Below are 23,341 nucleotides of genomic sequence, written 5' to 3' on the forward strand. Positions count from 1 at the left end.
GCGCGCTTAATCCGGCGCGCGCTCCACCGCGTGACGCAGCCAGACCATGCCGCCTTCCAGTGTCTCGCAATGAGTGAGCCGGAGCGATTGTCCGGCGCCGGGGCGGTCGCCGTCGGGGCCGTGATAGCCGACGATGCTTTGCGAGCCGGCGACGCCGTCGACCGCCGGAAAGATCAATGTGCTGAATTCGTCGATCAGCCAATGCTTGAGGAAGGCGCCGTTGATCCCGCCGCCGCCTTCGAGCAGCAGCGTCCTGGCGCCGAACAGCGACGCCAGCTGCGCCATCGCGCCCGGCAGATCGTCGCCCTTGGTGCCTGCAAAGATGTAGGACGCACCGTCCTCGCGCAGTTCGGCGAGATGCGCATCGGATACCTGTTCGCCGAGCACCGCGACGGCGTGATCGCCGCCGACATTGTCCTTGCCGAAATGCACGCGGCCCGACGGATCGATGCCGACAGCAAGCTTGCGGCCGCTACGGTTGCCGAGATGCGCCTCGCGCGGCAGCCTCAGTGGGTTGGCGATACGCCGCTCGGCTCCCTTGGCCATCTCGTTCATGGTGACGCGGCCGATGATCCATCCATCGGCATCGAAGCCGTCATGGATCCGTTCGTAGTGGCCGCGCAGCACGTCGGCCGGGATGCCGGCGGCGGCCTTGGTGAAGCGGCTGGGATGAAGCCGGCCGTCGATCGACGTGCCCATGTGGCAGATGATGTGGGGGCGCATAGGCTGAACTCTTCGGTGGGGGATGACCGCGCCACAGGGGCGGGTGGGGCAGCTTCAGATTTATAGACGCGCAGGCAGGTTCTCAACGCGGATAACGCGGCGGCGTTTCAACTTCGCTTGTTTTAATCGAACCAGCCGTGCCGCTTGAACCAGAGCACCGGCAGGATGCCGCTGGCGATGATCGCGGCCCAGGCCACGGGATAGCCGAAGGTCCAGCTCAACTCCGGCATCTCCTTGAAATTCATGCCCCAGACCCCGACCAGGATGGTCGGGGGAACGCCGACCACCGACACGATGGTCAGGATCTTGAACAGGTCGTTCTGCTGGATGTTGATGAAGCCGAGCACGGCGTCCAGCAGCAGCTGGATCTTGTCCGACAGCCGGGTCTCGTAGTCGCCGAGCGAGGCGACGTCCTTGGTGACGGCCTCGAGCCGGCGCTTCGATGCCGACGTGATCCATTCATTGCCGACGTCGTCGGCGAAGCTCGCGACCCGGCCGACGCCGAGCAGCACGTCGCGCGCCTTCGCCAGGCGATCGGCGAGCTCGCCGATGTTCTCCAGCGCCTCGCGCAACCTGCGGCTGGAGCGCACCGGACGCTTGCTCCGCACCAGGCCGCCCTTGAAGACGCCCCGCGACAGCCTGTCGGTCTTGGCGCCGAGATGCTCCAGCACGTCGGCGCCGCGATCGATCATGGCCTCGAGCAGCGCGGTGAACACGCACATGCCGTTCTGCAGGCTCTTGTCGGTGCCGATCCGCTTCATGACGTCGTCGAAGGTGGTCAGCTGCGCAAACCGCACGGTGACCAGCACCTTTGGGCCGATCACGAAGCCGATATTGGTGATCTCGGCTTCGTTGTTGTCGTCGAGCCGCACCGCCGGCGAGCTCAGATAGAGCCGGTCATGATCGGTGATCAGGCGGCTCGACGCCTCGATCTCGCTCAACGATCGCTCGGACGGGACGCGGATGTCGAGCGCGCGCTCGACGAACTGCTTTTCGTCTTCCGTAGGATCGAGCAGATCGATCCAGATGACCTCGGGCGGCACTTCGGCGCCGATGCTCCGCCAATCGGGGGTCGCCGACCTGTACAGCTGCAGCAATGATCGGGCTCCATGCATGGTGGGTGGTCCGTCCCACGACAATCCCGAGGGCCGCAGGGCCGTTCCCTGTATTTGGAAGCCTGCCGGCACTCACTTCAGTCGATGAGAGGTTCCGCCGAGCTTTCTAAGTCGGCGCAGGTCGCTTGCGGCCTCCGAGAGCAACCAATCGCGAAACGTCACGATTTTCGGCAGGTTTGCGGTCGCCTTCGGACAGAGGATCCAGTAGGTCTTCGACAATGGCAGCGACTGCGGAAACGGCCGCGCCAGATGGCCGTTGATGAGGTCCCACGCCGCCAGCGTGGTGCGCGCGAGCGCAATGCCTTGCCCATTGATGGCGGCATCAATCACCATGCTGGCGCGATTGAGGACCGGGCCATGCGTGGCGGCAGCATCGTCAAGTCCCGCATCCTGAAGCCAGTTCTTCCAGTCGGCGCGACTGTCCATATGGATCAGCGGAAATTTCAGGATGTCAGCGGGGTTGTTGAGGCGCCGCTTGCCGGACAACAGCTTTGGGCTGCACACCGCAAATAGCCGCTCCGGGCTCAGCCGCACCGCGTCAAGCCCCGGCCAGTTGCCGTCGCCATGGCGCACCGCGAGATCCACTTCCTCGCGCGCGAAGTCGACGTGGTGCAGCGTGGCGGAGACGCGCAGGTCGATGCCGCTATGCGCCTCAACAAAGTGGCCGAGCCGGTGCACGAGCCATTTCGCCGCAAAGTCCGGCGACGTCGATACGGTCAGCACGCCGGTATTCTGCCGTTGCAACAGCCGCTCGGTGCCGATGGCGATGCGGTCGAGCGCGTCGCGCACGACAGCGAGATAGTCGCGCCCGGCTTCTGTGATGATCAGGCGCTGGCGCTCGCGGTTGAAGAGCTTTATTGCGAGCTCGGCTTCCAGTGCTTTCACTTGATGGCTGACGGCACCCTGCGTGACACAAAGCTCTTCGGCAGCGCGCGTAAAACTCTCGTGGCGCGCGGCGGCCTCGAAGGCCTTCAGGGCATTGAGCGGCGGCAGGCGTGGGCGCATCGCACGACTTCATGAGAAAAATTAGGGCAGGCACGAGAAACGATGCTTTGCGGGAAACCGCCCCGCACCATTATTGAACAGCTCCCGTGAAGCATTTCAAGCGATTTGGAGCCTGTCGTGTCCGTCCTTTTAACCGATACATCTCGGTCGATCCCGCCGGTGCCCGCCGCCGACCCGGCCACACCACTTCATCAATTCAGCTCAGGAAGGTCGCCTGGCGCTCCGCGCCCCGTATGGTGGAGCTTGCTTGACCGGCCGTTTCAGCGCATCGCGCTTCGCGCGATTGCCGATGACCCGCATCTGCTTTGCGATCTCGGCTTGACGCGCGAGCAGGCGCTGCGCGAGGTCTCCAAGCCGTTCTGGCGCTGAGACCAAATCAGAAAGGAGAAAACGGATGTCCGATCCGATCGTCTACGGTTTCCCACGCAGCAGTTTTGTCAACATCGTCCGCTTGATCCTGACGCACAAGGACGTAGCTTACCAATTCCACGACCTTGAACCGGTCATGGGCAAGCCCGATCACCTGGCGCTGCACCCGTTCAACCGTGTCCCAATTCTGAAACACGGCGATCTCACCGTCTACGAGACGAGTGCGATTGTCGCTTATGTCGACGAAGCCTTTGGCGGCGTGTCGCTGACGCCGAAAGACATCAAGGCGCGGGCGCACATGAACCAGTGGATCAGCGCTGTTAACAACTATTACTACCCCTACATGATCTATCACGTGACGCATGAGCGTCTGGTTTTCCCGGAGCTCGGCATTGCCCCCGACGAGAAGGTCGTGGCACATGCGCTGCCCAAGGTCGAGACCGGGCTAGCGGTGGCCGAGCGCCAGCTTGCGCACGGCAAGGATTTTTTGCTCGGGGACGAACTCTCGATTGCGGATTTCTATCTGCTGCCGAGCACGTTCGCCTTCAGCCTCACCGCCGAAGGGCAGTCGATGTATCCGAAATTCCCGGCATTCTGCCGCTGGCGGGAACGCATGGACAATCTGCCCGCAACGCAGAAGGTTCGCGCGGCCGTTGAGCGCGTTCCGATCGAACATGCGCGCAAATGGGCCACTTCGCACCGGCCGAAATATTGACCGTCACGGTTCGCGTGCAGAGCATCCGGTTCCGACCGCCACGTGCAGCCAAAAGCCCGGTTGTTTCCGAACAAAGGCGATGACGGAGCGTTAGTGCAGAGCAAGAGGAAGGGACAACACCATGAAAAATTCTACATCGGTTGCGTTCATCTCCGTAGTGGCAATGACCTTCGCATTCGCCGGAAGCGATGCAAGTGCGCAGTCCACGCCTGTCCAACAGGCCCAGCCGCCTCAGCAGTCAACCCGCGAGCAGGATCGCAGTCGCGCCGAGGACGTCAAGATCGGGCGCGACTGGAAGGCTCAAGGCGGCGAGAAGGACCACACCGGCCAGGCATCCACCCCCGACGAACATCAAACGGTCGGCCGCGATTGGCGCGCCCATCCAGAGAGCCGGGACCGCCAGTAGCTATCGAGGCGGAATTGGCTGCGCCTGGCGCATGGCGTGACCTTCGAAGAAGGAAAGCGGAAAGCCGAAGGTCAAACCCGCACGTGTCTCGTTCACCGGATGGCCACCTGTGAGCGCATGCCGAACCGCGATGTCGAAGCTGAGGTCGTCGCGCACACGATAGATCAGCCCGACCAGCCCCGAGAACGTCTCCTCTTTGCCGAACTCGTTCTCGTAGAATATCTCGGCGACGGGGCGCACCGTCCACGTCATCGGCCCCTCGACGATGGCACCCACGAACACGTCGCCATGATGGTCGCGGGTGATGGCGGTCTCGGCATTCAAGTGAATGGTGCCCCAATCCCAGCGCTGCGAGACAATGCCGGCCAAGCTTACGCCAACGCCCGAATTGCCGGTACTGTCAGGAAGAAGAACGCCAAATTCGGTCGCAATGCTCGGACCGGTCTTGTCCTGCAGGCTACCGGGTACGACCACGTGTTTGAGGAACGCCCCGGCTGCGGTCAGGCTGGTTGGGCCGGGCGGAGAAAGCGACGTTTGTCCCTGGCCTTCGAAGACGGCTTCCCAATCCTCGCTCAGACCGTAGTTGAGAACCCAGGCCGGCGCGATCAGCTTTGTTCCGCTCTCGTCGCGCAAACGTCCCGCCGGCTGCAGCTCGACCTCCATCTCCCCCTTCTTGGCAACGGCGGCATCGGTGCCATCGAAGGGGCGATAGGCCGAGGCGGGGGCACACCACGCAATCAGTCCCAAGGCGACCATGAAGCTCGGCGCAAGGCCCATAGAGCAGCTGCGAAAGCCCCGGCTACGTTTGCACATGCGCCGTCTCCCCACAAAGTCGATCTCAAGGCATTGGCTTGAACACCCAGATTGCCGCCGGTCCCGCGGGTCCCGCGCGGACCGCAACAAACAAACGATCCATCTCCGGCACAAAGAGCGACGTTCGCGCGCCCGTCGCTGTCGGCAAGCGCGCGATCAGTCGATAGGCCGCTCCATCAATCTCAAAAACGTCGACATATCCACCGCCGCAGCTCACATAGATGCGTCCGCGCTTTGCATCTACAAAGAGGTCGTCGGCATCGCCGCAAGTGCCGGTGGCCGCAATCGCCTTGCCGTCGGTCGAAAAGGCTGCAAGCTCGGCTGGGCTGCGATACGCCAGGAGAACGCGACTTCGTTCGTGATCGATGGCCATCGCGAAATTACCGCCCTTGTCCAACGGCCAGCTGGTGAGTTGTTTCCCGGAAGCAACGTCCACCACCGCGACGGCTCGCGCGTCAGGCAGATTGACAAAGATGCGCCCACTATCGGGCTGAAGCTGGAAGCTTTCCGGATGTGCCCTAAGAGGTAGGCTCCGAACCTTGGTCCGGGTGGATGGGTCGACGACTGCCAGGCCACCATCGCCATAGCCGACGATGACGCGCTTGGCCGCCGCGTCGACTCGGATATTGTCGGCATCGCTGCCGAGTTCGATTCGCCCGGCCGCCTTGTACGCGTTGGCTTCGTACAGCTGCACCGATCCGTCGCGGGCGTTGGCGACGTAGAGGGTGTCGGTCGACGGCTCATAGCCGACGCCTTGGGGTTCGCTCAATCCGGTAATGGTTCGAAGCAAACTGCGCGCAGCCAGATCGACGACGCCGACGCTGTCATTGCCGAGCTCGGCCACGAACAGTCGCTGCCGCTTCAGGTCGACCGCCAGGTGATCAATCCGACCGCGGACATCGCCGAGCAGGATCTTCGTTTCGAGCTGAAGGGGCGTCTTGTCTCTTGCCGGTTCAGTTGCCGCTGCCAGCGTCGGAATAAGGGCGTCGATGCGCCGGACGATCTGATCCCGGGCCGACTCATAATCATCGATACCCAAGGGAATGCCGGACCAGTAGGTCACGTCGGCCCATCCGTGCCGCTCGGCGGGGATCTGATCGAACGCCACCACCTGGTCTGCCGCCGCCATGTCGTCGATGGTCAGCTGTTGCGGCGTGTTGGCCGCCTCCAGACCATCGAGTGCAAGGCCGTCCTGCACCTTGACCGGCACCGACCGATAAAGGTCGATGCCGCGTGAGACCGCCCTTATCCGCGATCCGCGCTCCTGGGCAGCCTTGTTGAAATAGGCCGCCGCCATCTGGCTGTTCACCACGCCGTGCAGGCAGACAAAGACAACGATCTTGCCATCGTCCGCCGGCGCCGGCCGAGCCGATGTCAGCGCGATCGCAAGCACCGTGGCGGCAATGCGCAGCATCACGTGGGCACTCCTGAGCAGCGTGCGCCACATGGACATGACCGTGAGGCTTCGCATCGTTGATCCCTCCGAGACCAGGGTCAACTTTTTGTCGTGGCCGTCTTATCGAGCGCGGCACGCAGGCCCTTGGCGAGCTTGACGGCGTCGTCATTGGCCCAGAAATGCATGAAGAACAGGCGCGGCTGTTCGTCCAGCATGTGGCTGTGCAGCGCGGTGACGTCGATGCCGTGCGTCCGCAACGCCATGATGACGGGGTCGACCTCGTCATTTGTCAGCACGAAATCGCCGGTGATCGCCGCCTTGCCGCCGCCGGTCGGTTGGAAGTTGATGCCGATGGCGACGCCCATCGGGCCAACCGGGCTTAACGCCATGCCCTGTTCGGTGATCGGATCGCGACGGGGCACGTTGAACTGATAGACGCCGCCATTGGCCTGGCCCTTGACGCCGATGATCTGATCGAGCTGTGCAGTATCGAGATCGATGGCCGGCGGCGGCGCGGCCGGCGCCGCGGCCTTGAGCGGCGTCTTGCTTTCGGCGAGGCCATCCCGGATCGCGGCGGCGATCTTGACCGGGTCGCCGTGACCGGCGACGTGCATGTAGAAGGTGGCCGGGCTCGCGCCGAGCAAATGGTTGTGCACGGCCGTGATCTGCAGGCCGTTGCCGATCATCTTCAGCATGACGGGGTTGATTTCGGATTCGAGCAGCACCAGGTCGCCCATCGCCATGACGTCGTCGTGCATGGGTTTGAAGGCGACCCAGCCGCCGAGCGCCAGCGCCGGCTTGATGGTGACGCCGTCGAGCGTCACCGTCAGATCGCTCCGCGGAAAGCCGTAGCGATGCACGTCACCGGTGACCGCGGGCTTTCTGCCCAGCATGTCGTCGACCTTCTGCCAATCGATCGCCTGCGCATGTGCCGACGAGACGAACGGCTCGGTGAACACCTGCCAGTCGATCTTTTGCGCGCTCCCGCCGGTGGCGAAGAGGCAGGCACCGACGCCGATCAGCGCCGAAATCGTATGTCGCATTGGATTGCTCCCTTGAACCTCTTTCGATGCTTCGGATCGTGGCTCTATTGCTTCGAGAGCCCGACAATGGTGCGGAACCCGGCGATGTTCTGCACCGCGATTTCGACGGGATCGCCGAAGCGGACGGCATTGAAGATCAGGCCGTCCTGGACCTTGAACGGTTCGGTCCGGTCCGGAGATAACCGGATGAGCAGCGTGTCGTTGCGTTCATCGACGCGATCGACGACGCCGCGCAGCGTCTCGCTCGCTTGCGGGTGGACCATCGCCGCTTGCATTGTAACGGCCGCGTCTTGCCGCTCATCGAGGGCGGCCGGCGCTGCCAGGGTTGCGCCCGGCCCCAGCACCGCCATGCACAGGGCCACAATTGCTCTCATCATGATTATCACTCCATCGATTAGTTGACGGCTTTCGCGCGCGCGGGCACTCAGTCCCGCTCCTTGACCTGGCCGCTGCTGTCGATCACGAGCCGCACCGGCTTGCCGTTCTTCATCGCCTTCGCCGTCGTGCCTTCGGCCGTCGACTTGACCTCGCTGATCTCGGCGTAGCCGGCGGCGCGAAGTTTTGCGACGAGTTCGTCCTGCGTCAGGGCATGGGCCGGCATGACGGCGCCCGCGATCGTCAGGACGAGAATCAAACGGGAGAGTCGTCGTGTCTGCATGGTTGTTCTCCTGGTTGTGTTGTGCTGCCCCAGGTTCTCAAGCTGCGCGCCGTTCCGCTCAGATGATGCCGACAAGGCGCAGCAGTACGCCCGTGATGCAGGAGGCGGCGAGGACGCTGAGCATCCCCGCATTGAAGCGGAAGATCGCGATCGCGGCGGCGATCGACAGCGCCATCGCCGGCCAGTCGAGGCTGGCAGGCACCGGCGCGTCGAACGACAGGCCTAGCCCGTGCACCGGGAATGTTTGCCGAAACAGCGTGTGCAGCGCGAACCAGATCGACAGATTGAGGATCACGCCGACCACGGCGGCGGTGATCGCCGAAAGCGCGCCCGCCAGCGCGTTGTTGCCGCGCAGCGCCTCGATGTAGGGCGCCCCGACGAAGATCCACAGGAAGCACGGCGTGAACGTCACCCAGGTCGCGAGCAACCCGCCGAGGGTGGCGGCCAACATCGGCGACAGCCCGCTTGCCTCGCGGAACGCGGCCATGAAGCCCACGAACTGTACCACCATGATCAGCGGTCCGGGCGTGGTCTCGGCCATGCCGAGCCCGTCCAGCATCTCGCGCGGGCTGACCCAGTGATAATAGTCGGCGGCCTGTTGCGCGACATAGGCAAGCACGGCGTAGGCGCCGCCGAACGTCACCATCGCCATCTTGCTGAAGAAGATCGCGATCTGGGTGAACACGTCGCCGGGCCCGAGCGCAATCAGCAGGGCGAACACCGGCACCAGCCAGAGCGCGAGCCAGATGGCGCCGACCCGCAAAGTGCGCGATGCGTTGGGACGGACATGGTCCGGCACCGCTTCACCGAGCATGCTGTCGATCACGGCGGAATTCTTGCCGCCATGCTCGATCGCCGCAAATTCGCTCCGGCCGAGACGTGCGCCGACCAGCCCTGTGACCGCGGCGGCGCCGATGATCAGCGGAAACGGCACGGCGAAGAAGAAGATCGCGACAAAGGCGATCGCCGCGAGCGCGATCATCACCCGGTTGCGCAGCGCGCGCTTGCCGACCCGCACCACGGCCTGGATCACGATGGCGAGCACCGCCGCCTTCAGGCCGAAGAACAGCGCCTCGACAAACCCGACATTGCCATACGCCGCGTAGATATAGCTGAGGCCCATGATGGCGAAGATGCCGGGCAGGATGAACAGCCCGCCCGCCACGATGCCGCCGAGCGTCCGATGCAGCAGCCAGCCGATATAGGTCGCCAGCTGCTGCGCCTCCGGCCCCGGCAGCAGCATGCAGTAATTGAGGGCGTGCAGGAAACGCCCCTCGGATATCCAGTTCTTCTCCTCGACCAGGATGCGATGCATTACCGCGATCTGGCCGGCCGGTCCGCCAAAGCTCAGGATGGCGACGCGTATCCAGACCAGCAGCGCCTCGTTGAAGGAGATGCCGTGCGCGGGTTCATGCCCGCGCGCTTTCGCTGTCGTTGCGACGTCGGTCATGGCTTCACCTTGCTGGTCGGCCAGTTGTGCGTCTCCTTGGTCGCGTCGCGGCACCATCGGTAGAAGGCGTCGTAGAGCAGCAGCCCGGCGCTCAACTGCTCGAGGTCGTCGTCGAACATGCGCGACAGGCCGAGCGAGGCGGCGAGCAGCCCGGGCGCCTCCGGCGAAAGCTCGAGCCGCGCGGTATCGGCCGCCCGCACCATCGTCGCGAGCCGCTCCAGCGCCGGCGTCGCGAGGCCGAATTCCTTGACCATCACGTCGAAGGTGCAGAGCTCACCGCGATGGCTCCAGAACACGTTCTCGATGTCGAACGGCGTGGCGTCGAACCGTTCGGCGACCGCCTCGACCTCCGCCGATGTGACGAACAGGAACACGGCCGCGGGATCGACGAAGCGGCGGATCAGCCATGGACAGGCGATGCGGTCGATCTTCGGCCGCGATCGCGTCACCCAGACGGTGCGGCCCCGCCCGTCGCGTTTCGGAATCTTGTCGGCGGGAACGGTCGGTAGCTCCGCTTCCCGCCAGCCGAGGTGGCCGCCCTCGAGAATCTCGGCCGCGATGTTGCTGCAGCGGAGCCAGGCGGCGGTGCCTTCCGAAAGCTTTTGTCCCTTCTGGCAGATCACGACCACGGACTGCCCGGTGAAACGGGAAGCCCAGTCCTGGACGTCGAGATGGGAGTAGCGGACCGCGCCCGGAATCAAGCGCGGATCGGCGGCGAAGTCTTCATCGAGACGAACGTCGACAAGCGTCGGCGCCTTCGCCGTGCCGATGAGACGGGACAATTTTTCTGATGAGATCGATGTGTATGACGACATGGTGCGCCCTTGGTGACAGGACGCGATTCTTGGGCATGTCGCCTCGCGGGGAGATCGCACATCCCCGTAGCCACATCAAAAACCCTGATCTCCGGGCTGTCAACCTGACTTTGCCAAATCCCGCAGCTACCGCCGATCGACAGTCACGAAAACTTCATCGCGCAGCTTGGAACAAGCGTTCGTGGATCAGGCCGATGGGGTCACCTCTCCATCTCCGGCGAGTTGCGAATAGGAACATACAATTCGCTGCCGAGTTGCGCGGTGGCAGGGACCAACTCAGGTAGATGCCGACACCGCGAACGTGTCGCGCTCCCGCCTGCATTCATTGGAGCAATGCCGATTGATGGACAGTCATTGTTGGCATGCGACGCCTGTTGCCCTCGTTATGCTGCTCATCACAACAACCGGCGGCGCTCTCGCCCACGATCACCAGCACCCCGAATTGAACGGTTGGTATGAGGGCTTGCATAGCAGCAAGGGTCCCTGCTGCGATGGCACGGATGCGCAGCACATCGACGACGTCGACTGGGAAACCAGGAACGGCCATTATCGGGTGCGCATCGATGGCGAGTGGGTTGACGTACCCAACGAAGCCGTCGTGCCCGGGCCGAACCTGTCCGGCCGACCCATCGTGTGGCCCTATTACATAGACGGTCATCCGAAGGCGCGCTGCTTCATGCCTGGCAGCATGGGCTGACGCCCGCCGCTGACATCCCGCCGCCATGTCTCGATGCGCGCCCCGGTTGGCCGACAGCATGGTTGACCGATATAGGATACCCCCCTATATTACTTTCATGTCGCATACCATCAAGCACAAGTCCAAGCTCGTCGGCCGGGTTCGCCGCATCAAGGGCCAGCTGGAGGCCGTCGAGCGCGCACTGGAGTCCGAGATTGGTTGTGCCGACGTGCTGATGCTGGTGGCCTCGGTCCGCGGCGCCATCAACGGGCTAACCGCGGAATTGCTCGAGGATCACATCCGCCACCACGTCGTGGATCCTGCCCGGGAGAAAGGATCCGGAGAAGGCGCAGGGCGCCGCGGACCTGATCGACGTCGTTCGTACCTATTTGAAGTGAGCGCCATGACCGACCTGTCTCAGCTGCTCCAGCAGAGCAGTGCCCATGCATGGCTGTTCGTGCCCAGTGCGATCCTGCTCGGCGCGTTGCACGGGCTCGAGCCCGGCCACTCCAAGACGATGATGGCGGCCTTCATCATCGCGATCCGCGGCACGGTGGTGCAGGCGGCGCTGCTCGGCGTGGCGGCGACGATCTCGCACACCGCCATCGTCTGGCTGGTCGCGCTCGCCGGGCTTCACTTCGGCCAGCAATGGTCCGGAGAACGCAGCGAAGCCTGGCTGCAACTGGCCTCGGCGGTGATCATCATCGCGATCGCGGCCTGGATGGCCTGGCGCACCTGGCGCGAGCAGGCTGCCGAACACGATCATCACCATCATCACGACGAAACGCGCCAGCTGGTCCTGGCCGGACAATCGCTGTCGCTCGAGGTCTTCGAGGACGGCGTGCCGCCGCGCTGGCGGTTGCGAAGCGAGGCCGGAGCGCTGCCGGCGGCCGGCGACGTTGACGTCGTGACGATCCGCCCCGACGGCAGCGAGCAACGCTTTCGCTTCGCCGACAGGGACGGCTATCTGGAAAGCATCGACGAAATTCCGGAGCCGCATGCCTTCAAGGCGCGCGTCTCGGTGCGCGCGGACATGGTGGAAGTCCTGTTCGAGGAGCATGACCATGCGCACATGAATCTCGGCGACGAGGACGACGCGCATGCGCGCGCGCACGCCGCCGACATCCGCAAGCGCTTTGCCGGACGCACCGTCACGACATGGCAGATTATCCTGTTCGGCCTGACCGGCGGGCTGATTCCGTGTCCGGCGGCGATCACCGTGCTGCTGCTCTGTCTCCAGCTCAAGCAGTTCAGCCTCGGCTTCGTGCTGGTGCTTTGCTTCGGCATCGGGCTTGCGCTCACCATGGTCTCTGCCGGTGTTGCGGCCGCGCTCAGCCTGCGTCATGTCGAACGTCATTGGGCCGGTTTCAGCCGCTTTGCCCATCGCGCCCCCTACGTGTCGGCCGCGCTGATCGTGCTCGTCGGCCTCTACACGGGCTGGCTCGGGTTGCACGGGATCACGGCCTGATCCGGGATCACGGCGTGATCCGGGATCGTGGCCTGATCCGCTTCGCCCCACTTCCATCTTGAAACCTGCGCGCGGTGGTCTAGATTTGCCCCAAGGGGACAAGGCAGACTCCCCGTGAGACCTCGGTCCAAGCTCTGCGCGACATTCACCGTCGTGGAGCTTTCACATGGACACCCAACCACACACACGTCTTCGTTCCGAAAATCGTCGTTGCAAAATCGCCATCCTGTCGCGTGGCGACGCCGCGTCGCGCCGGGAGGCGACCCCACAAAACAGCCGTTTCGTCCGCGTCTTCGAAGCGCTCGCCGCTTCGGGCATCGAGGCCGTTCCCGTTGTCTATGACGAGACGTTCGCCGATGCCGTCCGCGACCAATTGCTGACGATGGACGGCGTTCTCGTCTGGGTCGATCCGATCCATCAGGGCAAGACGCGCGCCGCCCTCGATCCGCTGCTGCGCGAGGTCGCGGCGAAGGGACCATGGGTCAGCGCGCATCCCGACGTCATCCTCAAGATGGGCGTCAAGGACGTGCTGTACCGGACGCGTCACCTCGGCTGGGGCGCCGACACCCATCGATACGCGACGGTCGATGCGTTCCGCGCCGAATTTCCCTCGCGCTTGCGCGCGGGTGGTCCGCGCGTGCTCAAACAGAACCGCGGTAATGGCGGGCAGGGCGTCTGGAAGGTGGAAACCGTGCCAAAGACCGACGCGACGATTCGCGTGCTGCATGCGCTGCGCGGCAGCCAGCCGGAGGAGATGCCGCTGGCAGACTTCATGGCGCGCTGCGAGCAATATTTCGGCTGGGGCGGCTGCATCATCGATCAGGCTTTCCAGCCGCGCCTGCCCGAGGGCATGATCCGTTGCTATGTCAGCGCAGCGAAGGTCGCAGGCTTCGGGCACCAATTGATCAAGGCCCTGATCCCGCCGCCCCCGCAAGGCCCGGATTCTCCGGAAGCCCAACCCGGACCGCGCATCATGCACGGCCCCGATGCGCCGCAATTCCAGGCACTGCGAAGGTTGATGGAGGACGAATGGATCCCGCAAATGATGGCCGCGCTGACGATCGATGAGACGTCGCTGCCGGTGATCTGGGATGCCGATTTCCTCTACGGTCCACGCGATGCTGATGGCGCCGACACCTACGTGCTCTGCGAGATCAACGCGAGCTCGTGCTTCGCGATCCCCGACGAAGCGCCGGCGGCGATCGCGCAGACGGTCAGGGATCGCATCGGTCGGAACATGGCGAGCGGGAGGTGAGCACGCCCTGCAGGCTTCCTCTTTCTACCCATTGCTCGGGGCCCATGGGTGCGATCGGCACCCGGCTTTCCCTGCGCCCTCCGTTCAAGAGAGGGCGGAGCAAAAGACAAAGCTCGGACAAATCATGTCGCGAGAACGCGGAAGTGTGTCACAGACGACGCCAGACATTCGGTGTCGTCACTGCGAAAGCAGGGACCCAGAACCACCGATGGTCATTGTTGAGCAGTGCTGCAACGACGAGTCCCATCCACAACATCCGCCGCGGAGTATGGGTCCCGGCCTTCGCCGGGACGACGATCGAGAGAACCGCGCACACGTTTGCGCCTCTGCCTGTCCTTTGCAGCGCGTCCGCAAACTACTTCGCCCGCATCGCTTCCGGTGTATCCGGTTGCGCGGACGGATGCGCCTTGGCGAACGCCGGCAGCGCCATAGCGGTCTCGTGGATGCGCTTCACGGTCGGCCAGGGCGACAGGCTGATCTGCTGGTTGATCGCCGCCGTGACATGGCCGACCAGGCAGATGTCGGCAAGGGTGGGCGCATCGCCGTGACAGAACCGGCCGGTCGCCTTGTGGCCGGCGAGGTGCCCCTCGAGCGCCGCCAGCGTCTCGACCGTCCAGTGCCGCCGCCACGCGTTCTGCTGGCTGTCGCGCAGATCGAGCTCGCGGTCGAGATAGCGCCGCACCCGCGGCGTCAGCAGCGGATGGCCCTCGCAGGCGACGATCAGCGCCAGCCCGCGCACCCGGGCGCGGCCGAGCGCATCTGCCGGCAGCAGCGGCGGGCTCGGGTAGGTCTCGTCGAGCCAGTTGATGATCGCGAGCGACTGGAACAGCACCGTGCCGTCGTCGGTCACCAGCGCCGGCAGCGCCATCTGCGGATTGATCTTGCGATAGGCATCGGTGCGATGCGCGTCCGCATCGAGATCGACGAAGACGACGTCGGCGGCCACGCCCTTGAGGCTGAGCGCAATCCGCACCCGAAAGCTCGCCAGCGAGCGCCAGAACGAGAAGAACTGCATGGAGTGCACCCCGCATTTCTTCCCCTCTCCCCTTGTGGGAGAGGGTGGACGCGATGCAAGGCATCGCGGACGGGTGAGGGGTCTGTCTCCGCGGATAGAGACCCCTCATCCGTCGCGGACTTTGTCCGCGACACCTTCTCCCACAAGGGGAGAAGGGAAGAAAGGTCTATCCAGACCCGTAGCCCGGATGAAGCGCAAGCGAAATCCAGGGCCGGTCCGTCGTTCCGTCGCAGTCTATCCCGGATTACGCTTCGCTGCATCCGGGCTACGGCACTCCAATACGTCATGCCCGGGCTTGACCCGGGCATCCATCAATCTTCGGAAGTGTTTTTGAAGATGGATCGCCGGGTCAACCCCGGCGATGACACGTGTCGAGGAGGCCTACCCAGCCCCCACCTTCTTCTTGCGCCAGGCGAGATGCACGGCGCAGGTGCAGCCCTGCGGATGCGAGGCCAGCTCCGCGTCGTTGGCGGGCGTCGCGGCGGGCGCGATCGCCGATCCCTTGGCGCCGTCCTGCGAGGGGATGTAGTTCAAGACCGGCGCCAGCCAGCGCTCGATCTCGGCGACCGTCATGGCCTTGCGCGTGGCGTAGTCCTCGACCTGGTCGCGCTCGATCTTGCCGACGCCGAAGTAGAAGCTTTCGGGATGCGAGAAGTAGAGGCCCGAGACCGACGAGCCCGGCCACATCGCAAAGCTCTCGGTCAGCTTCACGCCGGCGGTGTTCTCGGCATCGAGCAGCGCGAACAGCGTCCGCTTCTCGGTGTGGTCGGGCTGCGCCGGATAGCCCGGCGCCGGGCGGATGCCGTCATATTTCTCGAGGATCAGTTCGTCCGCCGACCAGGTCTCATCGGGCGCATAGGCCCAGAACTCCTTGCGCACGCGCTGGTGCATGCGTTCGGCGAAGGCTTCGGCCAGGCGATCGGCCAGCGCCTTGCACAGGATCGAGGAGTAGTCGTCATTGGCGTTCTTGAAGCGGTCGGCGACCGCATCCTCGCCGATCCCCGCGGTGACGACGAAGCCGCCGATATAGTCGGCGATGCCGGTTTCTTTCGGCGCGATGAAGTCGGACAGCGCTGCGTTGAAGCGGCCCTCGCGCTTCTCGAGCTGCTGGCGCAGCGTATGGAAGGTCGCGATCTTCTGCTTCCGCGTCTCGTCGGCATAGACCTCGATGTCGTCGCCGACGGCGTTCGCCGGCCAGAAGCCGACGGTGGCGCGGGCGGTGAACCACTTCTCCTTGATGATGGTGTTCAGCATCTTGCGCGCGTCGGCATAGAGCGAGCGCGCGACCTCGCCGACCTTGGGGTCGTCGAGGATCGCCGGGAAGCGGCCGGTCAGCTCCCAGGTCTGGAAGAACGGCGTCCAGTCGATGTAGTCGGCGAGCTCGGCAAGATCGTAGGCGTCGAAGCTCTTCAGCCCGAAGAAGGCCGGCTTTTTCGGCGGCGCCGCCGCAAAATCGATCGCGACCTTGTTGGCGCGGGCCTCGCCAAGCTTCAGCCGCTTCTTGTCGGCCTGGGCGCGGAAATGCGCCGTCGAGATTTTTGCGTATTCGGCGCGTACCTCGGCGGCGTAGGCCTGCCTCTTCTCGGCCGACAGCAGCGAGGAGGCAACGCCGACGGCACGGCTCGCGTCATTGACGTGCACGACCGGGCCGCCCGGATAGTTCGGGTCGATCTTCACGGCGGTGTGCACGCGGCTCGTGGTGGCGCCGCCGATCAAAAGCGGCAGGTTCATGCCCTGCCGTTGCAACTCGCCGGCGAGGAAGCTCATCTCGTCGAGCGAGGGCGTGATCAGGCCGGACAGGCCGATGATGTCGGCGCCTTCGGCCTTCGCGGTCTCGATGATCTTGTTGGCAGGCACCATGACGCCGAGGTCGATGACCTCGAAATTGTTGCATTGGAGCACGATGCCGACGATGTTCTTGCCGATGTCGTGGACGTCGCCCTTCACCGTCGCGAGCACGATCTTGCCCGCGGCGTTGCGGCCGCCGGTGATGCCGTTGGCGAGATTGCGGGCCTTCTCCTCCTCCATGAACGGCATCAGATAGGCGACCGCCTGCTTCATCACGCGGGCCGACTTCACGACTTGCGGCAGGAACATCTTGCCGTCGCCGAACAGGTCGCCGACCACGTTCATGCCGGCCATCAGCGGCCCCTCGATGACGTCGAGCGGACGGGACGCGTTCTGGCGGGCGGCCTCGGTATCCTGCTCGATGAACTCGGTGATGCCGTGCACCAACGCGTGGGACAGCCGCTTCTCGACCGGCCATTCGCGCCAGGCGAGATCTTGCTCCTTGGTCTGCTTCTCCTTGCCGCGGAATTTCTCGGCCAGCGCCAGGAGCCGCTCGGAGGCGCCGGGATCGCGGTTGAGGATCACGTCCTCGCAGGTCTGGCGCAGCTCGGGGTCGATGTCGTCATAGACGATCATCTGCCCGGCATTGACGATGCCCATGTCCATGCCGGCATGGATCGCGTGATACAGGAACACCGAGTGCATCGCCTCTCGCACCGGCTCGTTGCCGCGGAACGAGAACGACAGGTTGGAGACGCCGCCGGAGATGTGGGCGCCCGGCAGGTTCGCCCGGATCCAGCGCGTCGCTTCGATGAAGTCGACGCCGTAATTGTTGTGCTCCTCGAGGCCGGTCGCGATCGCAAAAATATTCGGATCGAAGATGATGTCCTCGGGCGGGAAGTCGAGCCGGCCGACCAGGATGTCGTAGGCGCGCTTGCTGATCTCGGTCTTGCGCTTGAACGTGTCGGCCTGGCCGGTCTCGTCGAACGCCATCACCACCACGGCGGCGCCGTGGCGCTTGGCGACGGTCGCCTCATGGATGAACTTCTCCTCGCCTTCCTTAAGCGAGACCGAGTTCACGATCGGCTTGCCCTGGATGCATTTCAGGCCGGCCTCGATGACGTGGAATTTCGAGGAATCGACCATCACGGGCACGCGCGCGATGTCGGGCTCGGCGGCGACGAGGTTGAGGAACGTCACCATCGCCGCTTCGGAATCGAGCAGGCCCTCGTCCATGTTGACGTCGATGACCTGGGCGCCGTTCTCGACCTGGTCGCGCGCGACCTGCAGCGCGGCGGTGTAGTCGCCGGCGGTGATCAGCTTGCGGAAGCGCGCCGAGCCGGTGACGTTAGTGCGCTCGCCGACATTCACGAACGGGATCGCGTCGGTCAGCGTGAACGGCTCGAGGCCGGAGAGCCTGAGCCGCGGCGCGATCTCGGGCACCACGCGCGGCTTGTGCGGGGCGACCGCCTTGGCGATCGCCGCGATATGGTCGGGCGTGGTGCCGCAGCAGCCGCCGACGATGTTGACGAGGCCGGCGGCCGCGAATTCGCCGATCAGCCGCGCCATGTAGTCCGGCGTCTCGTCATACTGGCCGAATTCGTTGGGCAGGCCGGCGTTCGGGTATGCACACACGAGCGTGTCGGCGACGCGGCCGATATCGGCGATATGCGCGCGCAGATCCTCGGCGCCGAGCGCGCAGTTGAAGCCGATCGTGATCGGCCTTGCGTGCCGCACCGAATGCCAGAACGCCTCCGGCAACTGGCCGGAGAGCAGGCGGCCGGACTTGTCAGTGATGGTGCCGGAAATCATCACGGGCACGTCGATGCCGCGCTCCTCGATGATCTCGGAAATCGCGTACAGCGCCGCCTTGGCGTTCAGCGTGTCGAAGATGGTCTCGACCAGCAGCAGATCGGCGCCGCCGTCGAGCAGGCCCTTGGCCTGTTCGCCATAGGCCTTGCGCAGATCGTCGAAGGTCACCGCGCGATAGCCGGGATTGGAAACGTCGGGCGAGATCGAGGCGGTGCGGTTGGTCGGGCCGAGTGCGCCGGCGACAAAGCGCGGCTTGCCGTCCTCGGCGCTCACCCGCTCGGCGGCGGTGCGCGCCAGCCGGGCGCCCTGCAGGTTCAGCTCATAGGCGAGGTCCGACATGTCGTAGTCGGCCTGCGCGATCGAGGTCGAGGAGAAGGTGTTGGTCGCGACGATGTCGGCACCGGCGCGCAGATATGCGGCGTGGATGTCCGTGATCGCATCGGGCTGGGTCAGGATCAGTAGATCGTTGTTGCCCTTGATGTCGCGGTGGAAGTCCGCAAACCGCGCGCCGCGGAAGGCGGCTTCGTCGAACTGCAGGCCCTGGATCATCGTGCCCATGGCGCCGTCGAGCACCAGGATGCGCTCGCGGGCAGCCGCGAGCAAAGCGTTACGCTTGGGGGAAACGGGAACGGACATGTGTCAGGCAGCTTTCTGGGCACCGTTCGGCCGGATGCCGAGCAGGTGGCTGATCGCGAACACGAGGTCCGCGCGGTTCATGGTGTAGAAGTGGAAGGTGTCGACGCCGTGCTTGAACAGCTTCTGCACCTGGCCGGCGGCGACGGTGGCGGCAACCAGCTTGCGAGTCTCGGCGTCGTTGTCGAGGCCCTCGAACTTCTCGGCGAGCCAGTCCGGCACGCTGGTGCCAGCGCGCGTCACGAAATTGCGCGCCTGCTTGAAATTGTGCATCGGCATGATGCCCGGCACGATCGGAATCTCGATGCCGCGCGCGCGCACCCGGTCGACATAGCGGTGGTAGAGGTCGTTGTCGAAGAACACCTGGGTGATCGCGCGCGTCGCGCCGGCGTCGACCTTGGCCTTCAGCGTGTCGATGTCGGCGTCGAAATCCTTCGCTTCCGGATGCTTCTCGGGATAGGCGGACACCGAGATCTCGATGTCGGCGTGGCGCCTCTTGATCCCGGTGACGAGTTCGGCCGAACTCTGGTAGCCGTCCGGATGGGTGAAGTAGGGCGTGCCGATGCCGCCGGGCGGATCGCCGCGCAGCGCGACGATGTGACGGACGCCGACTTCATGATAGCGGTCGACGATATCGTCGATCTCGCCGCGCGAGGCGCTGACGCAGGTCAGATGCGCGGCCGGCAGCAGATCGGTCTCGCGCAGGATGCGGGTGATGGTCGAATGGGTGCGCTCGCGGGTCGAGCCGCCGGCGCCGTAGGTGACCGAGACGAAGTTCGGCGTCAGCGGCGCCAGGCGATTGATGGTCTCCCAGAGATTGCGCTCCATCTCCTCGGTCTTCGGCGGGAAGAACTCGAAGGAGATTTTCGGCGCTTTGGGCGCACGTGGTGCGTTCGGCACGGAGGAAATGGTCTCGGTCATGATACGCAAAGGCTCCGCAACTGGAGGGCAGACATCCGGCCTGGATATGAAGGCCCCAAGATAAGCCAAACGCGTCGGATCAAACAGCCCATCGGATATGGGAAATTGCCCATTCGTGGCGCAGACCGGCAAAAATTGACTATCTGGAACATTCGGTGGGCAGTCCGCCGACTTCGCCGAAAATGACATTAACATATTGAAAAGTATAAATAAAGGAAATGATTTGCAATTGATTGGAGAGCGAAATCGATTGTGGGTAGCGTGGTACGATGATGAATCATTGCATATCGTCCCAAAGCCGACGGCTGCCGGCGCCGGCGTTCCGCCGCGGGACTGGTCTGCGCGGCCGGGGCCTTTGTCGCCTCGTGGCGCCACACTAGGTTGACGGCCATGATTCCGCTCTCCGTCCTCGACCTGTCCGTCGTCACCACCGGCACCAGGCCGGCCGCTGCGCTCCGCAACAGCATCGATCTGGCGCGCCATGTCGATGGCCTTGGCTACGTCCGCTACTGGCTCGCCGAGCACCACAACCTCGCTTCAGTCGCGAGCCCGGCGCCTGATCTGATGATCGGGCAGATCGCGGCGGTGACGGAGCATATCCGTGTCGGTTCCGGCGGCGTGATGCTGCCCAACCACGCGCCGCTGGTCGTCGCCGAGCGCTTCAAGATGCTGGAGGCGCTGTTTCCCGGCCGCATCGATCTCGGCCTCGGCCGCGCGCCCGGCACCGACGGCGCCACCGCCTACGCACTGCGCAGCCGGCTCGATCGCCGCGAAGGCGATGATTTCCTCGAGCGGCTGCACGAGCTGACCTTGTGGGAGACGCGCGATTTCCCGCCCGGCCATCCCTACAACAATGTGGTGGCGATGCCGGATGATTCGCCGCTGCCGCCGATCTGGTTGCTCGGCTCGAGCGACTATTCCGCCGAACTCGCGGCCCAGGTCGGGATGGGCTTTGCATTCGCGCATCATTTTGCCACTCACGATGCAATTGCGGCGATGACGAACTACCGCGCGGATTTCAAGCCGTCGGGCTGGCGTGCGACGCCGCAGGCGATTCTGGCGGTTGCGGTTGTTGCGGCGGAGACCGACGCTGGAGCCGAGCGGCTTGCGCTGTCGATGGATCTCAACCGGCTGCGCCGCGACCGCGGCCAGTATCTGCCGCTGCCGAGCGTCGAGGAGGCAGAGGCCTATCCCTATACCGACGCCGAGCGCGCCTCGATCGCGCGCAACCGCGCCCGCCTCTTCGTCGGCAGCCCCGCAACCGTGATGACGAAGCTGGAGCCGCTGATCGCGGCGACCCTGGCCGACGAGCTGATGGTGATATCAGCGGTCTACGACCATGCCGCGCGGAAGAAGTCGTACAGCCTGCTCGCCGAGGCGTTCGGGCTTGCCAAGACGGCGGCGGCTTGACCCCGTCATTCCGGGGCGATGCGCAGCATCGAACCCGGAATCTCGAGATTCCGGGTTCACGCTTCGCGTGCCCCGGAATGACTGCGTCAATCCTGCGTCTCGCTGAAAGTCGCGCGGAACGGATGGCCGGGATAGACGCCGACGATGCGGAATTCGCGCGAGAAGAATTTCAATTCCTCGATCGCGAACGCGAGGCCGCGCTCATCGGGGTGACCGTCGACATCGGCATAGAATTGCGTGGCGAAGAAATTGCCGTCGACCATGTAGCTTTCGAGCTTGGTCATGTTGACGCCGTTGGTGGCAAAGCCGCCCAGCGCCTTGTACAGCGCGGCGGGCAAATTGCGCACCCGGAACACGAAAGTCGTGACCAGCGGCCCCGAACCCTGCGTGGCCCACTTGGCCTCGCGCGCCAGCACCACGAAGCGGGTGGTGTTGTGGGCCTCGTCCTCGATGTCCTCGGCGAGAATGTCGAGACCGTAGATGTCGGCGGCGAGGCGGGAGGCGATCGCCGCCACGCTCTTGTCGCCGCGCTCGGAGATGTCGCGGGCGCTGCCGGCGGTGTCGGCGGCGACGATCGGCTTGATGCCGAGCTTGCGGATGACGCGGCGGCACTGGCCGAGCGCGTGGACATGGCTCTCCACACTCTTGATGTCGGCGAGCTTGGTGCCCTTGATCGCCATCAGCTGGTGGCGGATCGGCAAGAACCATTCGCCGACGATGAACAGGCCCGAGGCGGGCAACAGATGATGGATGTCGGCGACGCGGCCGGCGACCGAATTCTCGATCGGGATCATGCCGAGATCGGCCTCGCCCGAGGAAATCGCGGCCAGCGCGTCCTCGAAGGTCGGGCAGGGCATCGGCTCGGCATCGGGATAGGCCTCGACGATCGCGATATGGGAATTGGCGCCAGGCTCGCCCTGGAACGCGATTTTCAGCTTCTTGGTCATGGGTGGCCTTTTACCAGCCGGTCAGGCTTTGGAAAGTATTCTGCGGGCGGTTTCGAGATCGGCCGGGGTGTCGACGCCGCGCGGGACGGTATCGACGATGGTGACGTCGATCCGCATCCCGGCCTCCAACGCGCGGAGTTGCTCGAGCTTTTCCTGCTGCTCCAGCGGCGAGGGCGGCAGCGCCACGAACCGCTCCAGCGCGGCGCGGCGGTAGGCGTAGAGGCCGATATGATGGTAGCGCGGCCCGTCGCCATAAGGCGCGGTGGCGCGGGTGAAATACAGCGCGCGCAACCGGTTCGGCCCGATCGGCGAGCCGACTGCCTTGACGACGCTGGGGGCCTGATCCTCCTCCTCGGTATGGATGCGCGAGGCCAGGGTCGAGATGTCGACTGCGGGATCGTCGAGCGCCGGCATCACGCTGCGGATGGTCTCGGGGCTGATGGTCGGGAAATCGCCCTGCAGATTGACCACGATCTCGGCATGGCCGTCGGGGTCGAGGGTCGTCATCGCTTCATAAATCCGGTCCGAGCCGGACGGATGGTCGGGACGGGTCATTACGACCTCGCCGCCCGCAGCCTTCACCGCTGCAGCGATCTCGGCCGTGTCGGTCGCAACCGCAACCCGGCCGATGCCCGCCGCCTCGGCCCGCCGCAGCACATGGACGATCATCGGCACGCCGGCGATCTCGAGCAGCGGCTTTCCCGGAAGGCGAGTGGCGGCCATGCGGGCCGGAATCAGCACAAAGGTACGGGGTTGGGTCATTCGTGTCGGAGCCCGTCCGGCCTGCGGAAATTGCCGGGGAGGAGGTTGAATTCGGCGCGTTTATACGGGTTGCCAGAGCGCGGGCAAACCGATATCTCAACCCTGCTTGGGGCGGTGCGATAAGGCCGATTCCCAGGTCTTTCCCC

Annotated in this window: 22 protein-coding genes and 1 pseudogene; 8 read left to right on the forward strand and 15 right to left on the reverse strand. The window is 64.7% G+C overall.

The genetic code is table 11. From position 1 onward, the window contains the following. Nucleotides 1–6: 6 nt before the first annotated feature. The 3 genes from ACVMIH_RS31355 to ACVMIH_RS31365 form a co-directional block, all read right to left on the reverse strand. Entirely contained in the window at nt 7–723 is a 717-nt protein-coding gene (locus ACVMIH_RS31355; protein ID WP_456864522.1) for a dihydrofolate reductase family protein, read from the reverse strand. A gap of 122 nt (nt 724–845) precedes the next feature. Continuing rightward, entirely contained in the window at nt 846–1,820 is a 975-nt protein-coding gene (locus ACVMIH_RS31360) for a magnesium transporter CorA family protein (RefSeq protein ID WP_229191814.1), read from the reverse strand. Nucleotides 1,821–1,910: 90 nt separating this feature from the next. Beyond that, nucleotides 1,911–2,843, reverse strand: coding sequence for a transcriptional regulator GcvA (locus ACVMIH_RS31365; RefSeq protein ID WP_456853562.1), 933 nt, complete (start codon nt 2,841–2,843; stop codon nt 1,911–1,913). Nucleotides 2,844–3,086: 243 nt separating this feature from the next. Here ACVMIH_RS31365 and ACVMIH_RS31370 point away from each other — a divergent pair, with 243 nt between their 5' ends. The 3 genes from ACVMIH_RS31370 to ACVMIH_RS31380 all read left to right on the forward strand — a co-directional run bounded on the left by ACVMIH_RS31370 (nt 3,087) and on the right by ACVMIH_RS31380 (nt 4,333). Continuing rightward, on the forward strand, nt 3,087–3,212 hold the full coding sequence (locus tag ACVMIH_RS31370; protein WP_456853560.1) for a hypothetical protein: 126 nt from the start codon (nt 3,087–3,089) through the stop codon (nt 3,210–3,212). Nucleotides 3,213–3,237: 25 nt separating this feature from the next. Then, complete coding sequence (locus ACVMIH_RS31375) at nt 3,238–3,927, forward strand: glutathione S-transferase family protein (RefSeq protein WP_456864524.1); 690 nt, start codon at nt 3,238–3,240, stop codon at nt 3,925–3,927. Between the two features lie 121 nt (nt 3,928–4,048). Further along, a complete protein-coding gene (locus ACVMIH_RS31380; RefSeq protein ID WP_456853556.1) occupies nt 4,049–4,333 on the forward strand; it encodes a hypothetical protein in 285 nt (94 codons plus the stop codon). Here ACVMIH_RS31380 and ACVMIH_RS31385 read toward each other — a convergent pair whose 3' ends face one another. The 7 genes from ACVMIH_RS31385 to ACVMIH_RS31415 form a co-directional block, all read right to left on the reverse strand. Beyond that, nucleotides 4,334–5,146: a hypothetical protein gene (locus ACVMIH_RS31385; RefSeq protein WP_456864526.1), complete on the reverse strand. Its 813-nt coding sequence runs from the start codon at nt 5,144–5,146 to the stop codon at nt 4,334–4,336. A 25-nt stretch (nt 5,147–5,171) separates the two neighbouring features. Continuing rightward, nucleotides 5,172–6,560 carry an arsenate reductase/protein-tyrosine-phosphatase family protein gene (locus ACVMIH_RS31390; RefSeq protein ID WP_245311332.1) on the reverse strand — a complete coding sequence of 463 codons (1,389 nt, stop codon included), beginning with the start codon at nt 6,558–6,560 and terminating at the stop codon, nt 5,172–5,174. 80 nt (nt 6,561–6,640) lie between these two features. Continuing rightward, entirely contained in the window at nt 6,641–7,585 is a 945-nt protein-coding gene (locus tag ACVMIH_RS31395; protein WP_456853550.1) for a DUF1259 domain-containing protein, read from the reverse strand. A gap of 44 nt (nt 7,586–7,629) precedes the next feature. Beyond that, a complete protein-coding gene (locus ACVMIH_RS31400) occupies nt 7,630–7,935 on the reverse strand; it encodes a hypothetical protein (protein WP_057016094.1) in 306 nt (101 codons plus the stop codon). A 74-nt stretch (nt 7,936–8,009) separates the two neighbouring features. Beyond that, nucleotides 8,010–8,243: a hypothetical protein gene (locus ACVMIH_RS31405; protein ID WP_057016095.1), complete on the reverse strand. Its 234-nt coding sequence runs from the start codon at nt 8,241–8,243 to the stop codon at nt 8,010–8,012. A 58-nt stretch (nt 8,244–8,301) separates the two neighbouring features. Next, nucleotides 8,302–9,693 carry a chromate efflux transporter gene (gene chrA / locus ACVMIH_RS31410; RefSeq protein WP_456864528.1) on the reverse strand — a complete coding sequence of 464 codons (1,392 nt, stop codon included), beginning with the start codon at nt 9,691–9,693 and terminating at the stop codon, nt 8,302–8,304. After that, nucleotides 9,690–10,508: a chromate resistance protein ChrB domain-containing protein gene (locus ACVMIH_RS31415; protein ID WP_456853546.1), complete on the reverse strand. Its 819-nt coding sequence runs from the start codon at nt 10,506–10,508 to the stop codon at nt 9,690–9,692. The genes chrA and ACVMIH_RS31415 overlap by 4 nt, the downstream gene beginning before the upstream one ends. 385 nt (nt 10,509–10,893) lie before the next feature. Between ACVMIH_RS31415 and ACVMIH_RS31420 the strand changes: the two genes are divergently transcribed. From ACVMIH_RS31420 to ACVMIH_RS31435, 4 genes and pseudogenes are all read left to right on the forward strand, one after another. Next, nucleotides 10,894–11,205, forward strand: a complete 312-nt coding sequence (locus ACVMIH_RS31420; RefSeq protein ID WP_028334652.1) for a hypothetical protein — start codon at nt 10,894–10,896, stop codon at nt 11,203–11,205. A gap of 97 nt (nt 11,206–11,302) precedes the next feature. Further along, nucleotides 11,303–11,582, forward strand: a pseudogene (locus ACVMIH_RS31425) (metal/formaldehyde-sensitive transcriptional repressor). A gap of 5 nt (nt 11,583–11,587) precedes the next feature. Continuing rightward, nucleotides 11,588–12,652, forward strand: a complete 1,065-nt coding sequence (locus ACVMIH_RS31430) for a nickel/cobalt efflux transporter (protein ID WP_229191810.1) — start codon at nt 11,588–11,590, stop codon at nt 12,650–12,652. Between the two features lie 166 nt (nt 12,653–12,818). Next, nucleotides 12,819–13,907, forward strand: coding sequence for a Cj0069 family protein (locus ACVMIH_RS31435; protein ID WP_456853544.1), 1,089 nt, complete (start codon nt 12,819–12,821; stop codon nt 13,905–13,907). Between the two features lie 355 nt (nt 13,908–14,262). Here ACVMIH_RS31435 and maiA read toward each other — a convergent pair whose 3' ends face one another. The 3 genes from maiA to metF all read right to left on the reverse strand — a co-directional run bounded on the left by maiA (nt 14,263) and on the right by metF (nt 20,076). Beyond that, nucleotides 14,263–14,922, reverse strand: a complete 660-nt coding sequence (maiA, locus tag ACVMIH_RS31440; RefSeq protein ID WP_316398134.1) for a maleylacetoacetate isomerase — start codon at nt 14,920–14,922, stop codon at nt 14,263–14,265. 381 nt (nt 14,923–15,303) lie between these two features. Next, nucleotides 15,304–19,158: a methionine synthase gene (metH, locus tag ACVMIH_RS31445; protein ID WP_456853542.1), complete on the reverse strand. Its 3,855-nt coding sequence runs from the start codon at nt 19,156–19,158 to the stop codon at nt 15,304–15,306. A gap of 3 nt (nt 19,159–19,161) precedes the next feature. Continuing rightward, nucleotides 19,162–20,076 carry a methylenetetrahydrofolate reductase [NAD(P)H] gene (metF, locus tag ACVMIH_RS31450; RefSeq protein WP_057016102.1) on the reverse strand — a complete coding sequence of 305 codons (915 nt, stop codon included), beginning with the start codon at nt 20,074–20,076 and terminating at the stop codon, nt 19,162–19,164. Nucleotides 20,077–20,466: 390 nt separating this feature from the next. Here metF and ACVMIH_RS31455 point away from each other — a divergent pair, with 390 nt between their 5' ends. Next, nucleotides 20,467–21,486: an LLM class flavin-dependent oxidoreductase gene (locus ACVMIH_RS31455; RefSeq protein WP_057016103.1), complete on the forward strand. Its 1,020-nt coding sequence runs from the start codon at nt 20,467–20,469 to the stop codon at nt 21,484–21,486. A gap of 86 nt (nt 21,487–21,572) precedes the next feature. Here ACVMIH_RS31455 and ACVMIH_RS31460 read toward each other — a convergent pair whose 3' ends face one another. Further along, nucleotides 21,573–22,433: a prephenate dehydratase gene (locus ACVMIH_RS31460; protein WP_076824865.1), complete on the reverse strand. Its 861-nt coding sequence runs from the start codon at nt 22,431–22,433 to the stop codon at nt 21,573–21,575. Between the two features lie 21 nt (nt 22,434–22,454). After that, complete coding sequence (locus ACVMIH_RS31465; protein WP_456853540.1) at nt 22,455–23,195, reverse strand: 3-deoxy-manno-octulosonate cytidylyltransferase; 741 nt, start codon at nt 23,193–23,195, stop codon at nt 22,455–22,457. Between the last annotated feature and the right edge of the window lie 146 nt (nt 23,196–23,341).

Source organism: Bradyrhizobium sp. USDA 4503 (assembly GCF_054055815.1).

Coding starts and splice junctions, on each gene's coding strand:
- ACVMIH_RS31355 (WP_456864522.1), bottom strand. CDS start 723: ATGCGCCCCCACATCATCTGCCACATGGGCACGTCGATCGACGGCCGG.
- ACVMIH_RS31365 (WP_456853562.1), bottom strand. CDS start 2,843: ATGCGCCCACGCCTGCCGCCGCTCAATGCCCTGAAGGCCTTCGAGGCC.
- ACVMIH_RS31375 (WP_456864524.1), top strand. CDS start 3,238: ATGTCCGATCCGATCGTCTACGGTTTCCCACGCAGCAGTTTTGTCAAC.
- ACVMIH_RS31380 (WP_456853556.1), top strand. CDS start 4,049: ATGAAAAATTCTACATCGGTTGCGTTCATCTCCGTAGTGGCAATGACC.
- ACVMIH_RS31385 (WP_456864526.1), bottom strand. CDS start 5,146: ATGTGCAAACGTAGCCGGGGCTTTCGCAGCTGCTCTATGGGCCTTGCG.
- ACVMIH_RS31390 (WP_245311332.1), bottom strand. CDS start 6,560: ATGCTGCGCATTGCCGCCACGGTGCTTGCGATCGCGCTGACATCGGCT.
- ACVMIH_RS31395 (WP_456853550.1), bottom strand. CDS start 7,585: ATGCGACATACGATTTCGGCGCTGATCGGCGTCGGTGCCTGCCTCTTC.
- ACVMIH_RS31400 (WP_057016094.1), bottom strand. CDS start 7,935: ATGGCGGTGCTGGGGCCGGGCGCAACCCTGGCAGCGCCGGCCGCCCTC.
- ACVMIH_RS31405 (WP_057016095.1), bottom strand. CDS start 8,243: ATGCAGACACGACGACTCTCCCGTTTGATTCTCGTCCTGACGATCGCG.
- chrA (WP_456864528.1), bottom strand. CDS start 9,693: ATGACCGACGTCGCAACGACAGCGAAAGCGCGCGGGCATGAACCCGCG.
- ACVMIH_RS31415 (WP_456853546.1), bottom strand. CDS start 10,508: ATGTCGTCATACACATCGATCTCATCAGAAAAATTGTCCCGTCTCATC.
- ACVMIH_RS31420 (WP_028334652.1), top strand. CDS start 10,894: ATGCTGCTCATCACAACAACCGGCGGCGCTCTCGCCCACGATCACCAG.
- ACVMIH_RS31430 (WP_229191810.1), top strand. CDS start 11,588: ATGACCGACCTGTCTCAGCTGCTCCAGCAGAGCAGTGCCCATGCATGG.
- ACVMIH_RS31435 (WP_456853544.1), top strand. CDS start 12,819: ATGGACACCCAACCACACACACGTCTTCGTTCCGAAAATCGTCGTTGC.
- maiA (WP_316398134.1), bottom strand. CDS start 14,922: ATGCAGTTCTTCTCGTTCTGGCGCTCGCTGGCGAGCTTTCGGGTGCGG.
- metH (WP_456853542.1), bottom strand. CDS start 19,158: ATGTCCGTTCCCGTTTCCCCCAAGCGTAACGCTTTGCTCGCGGCTGCC.
- metF (WP_057016102.1), bottom strand. CDS start 20,076: ATGACCGAGACCATTTCCTCCGTGCCGAACGCACCACGTGCGCCCAAA.
- ACVMIH_RS31455 (WP_057016103.1), top strand. CDS start 20,467: ATGATTCCGCTCTCCGTCCTCGACCTGTCCGTCGTCACCACCGGCACC.
- ACVMIH_RS31460 (WP_076824865.1), bottom strand. CDS start 22,433: ATGACCAAGAAGCTGAAAATCGCGTTCCAGGGCGAGCCTGGCGCCAAT.
- ACVMIH_RS31465 (WP_456853540.1), bottom strand. CDS start 23,195: ATGACCCAACCCCGTACCTTTGTGCTGATTCCGGCCCGCATGGCCGCC.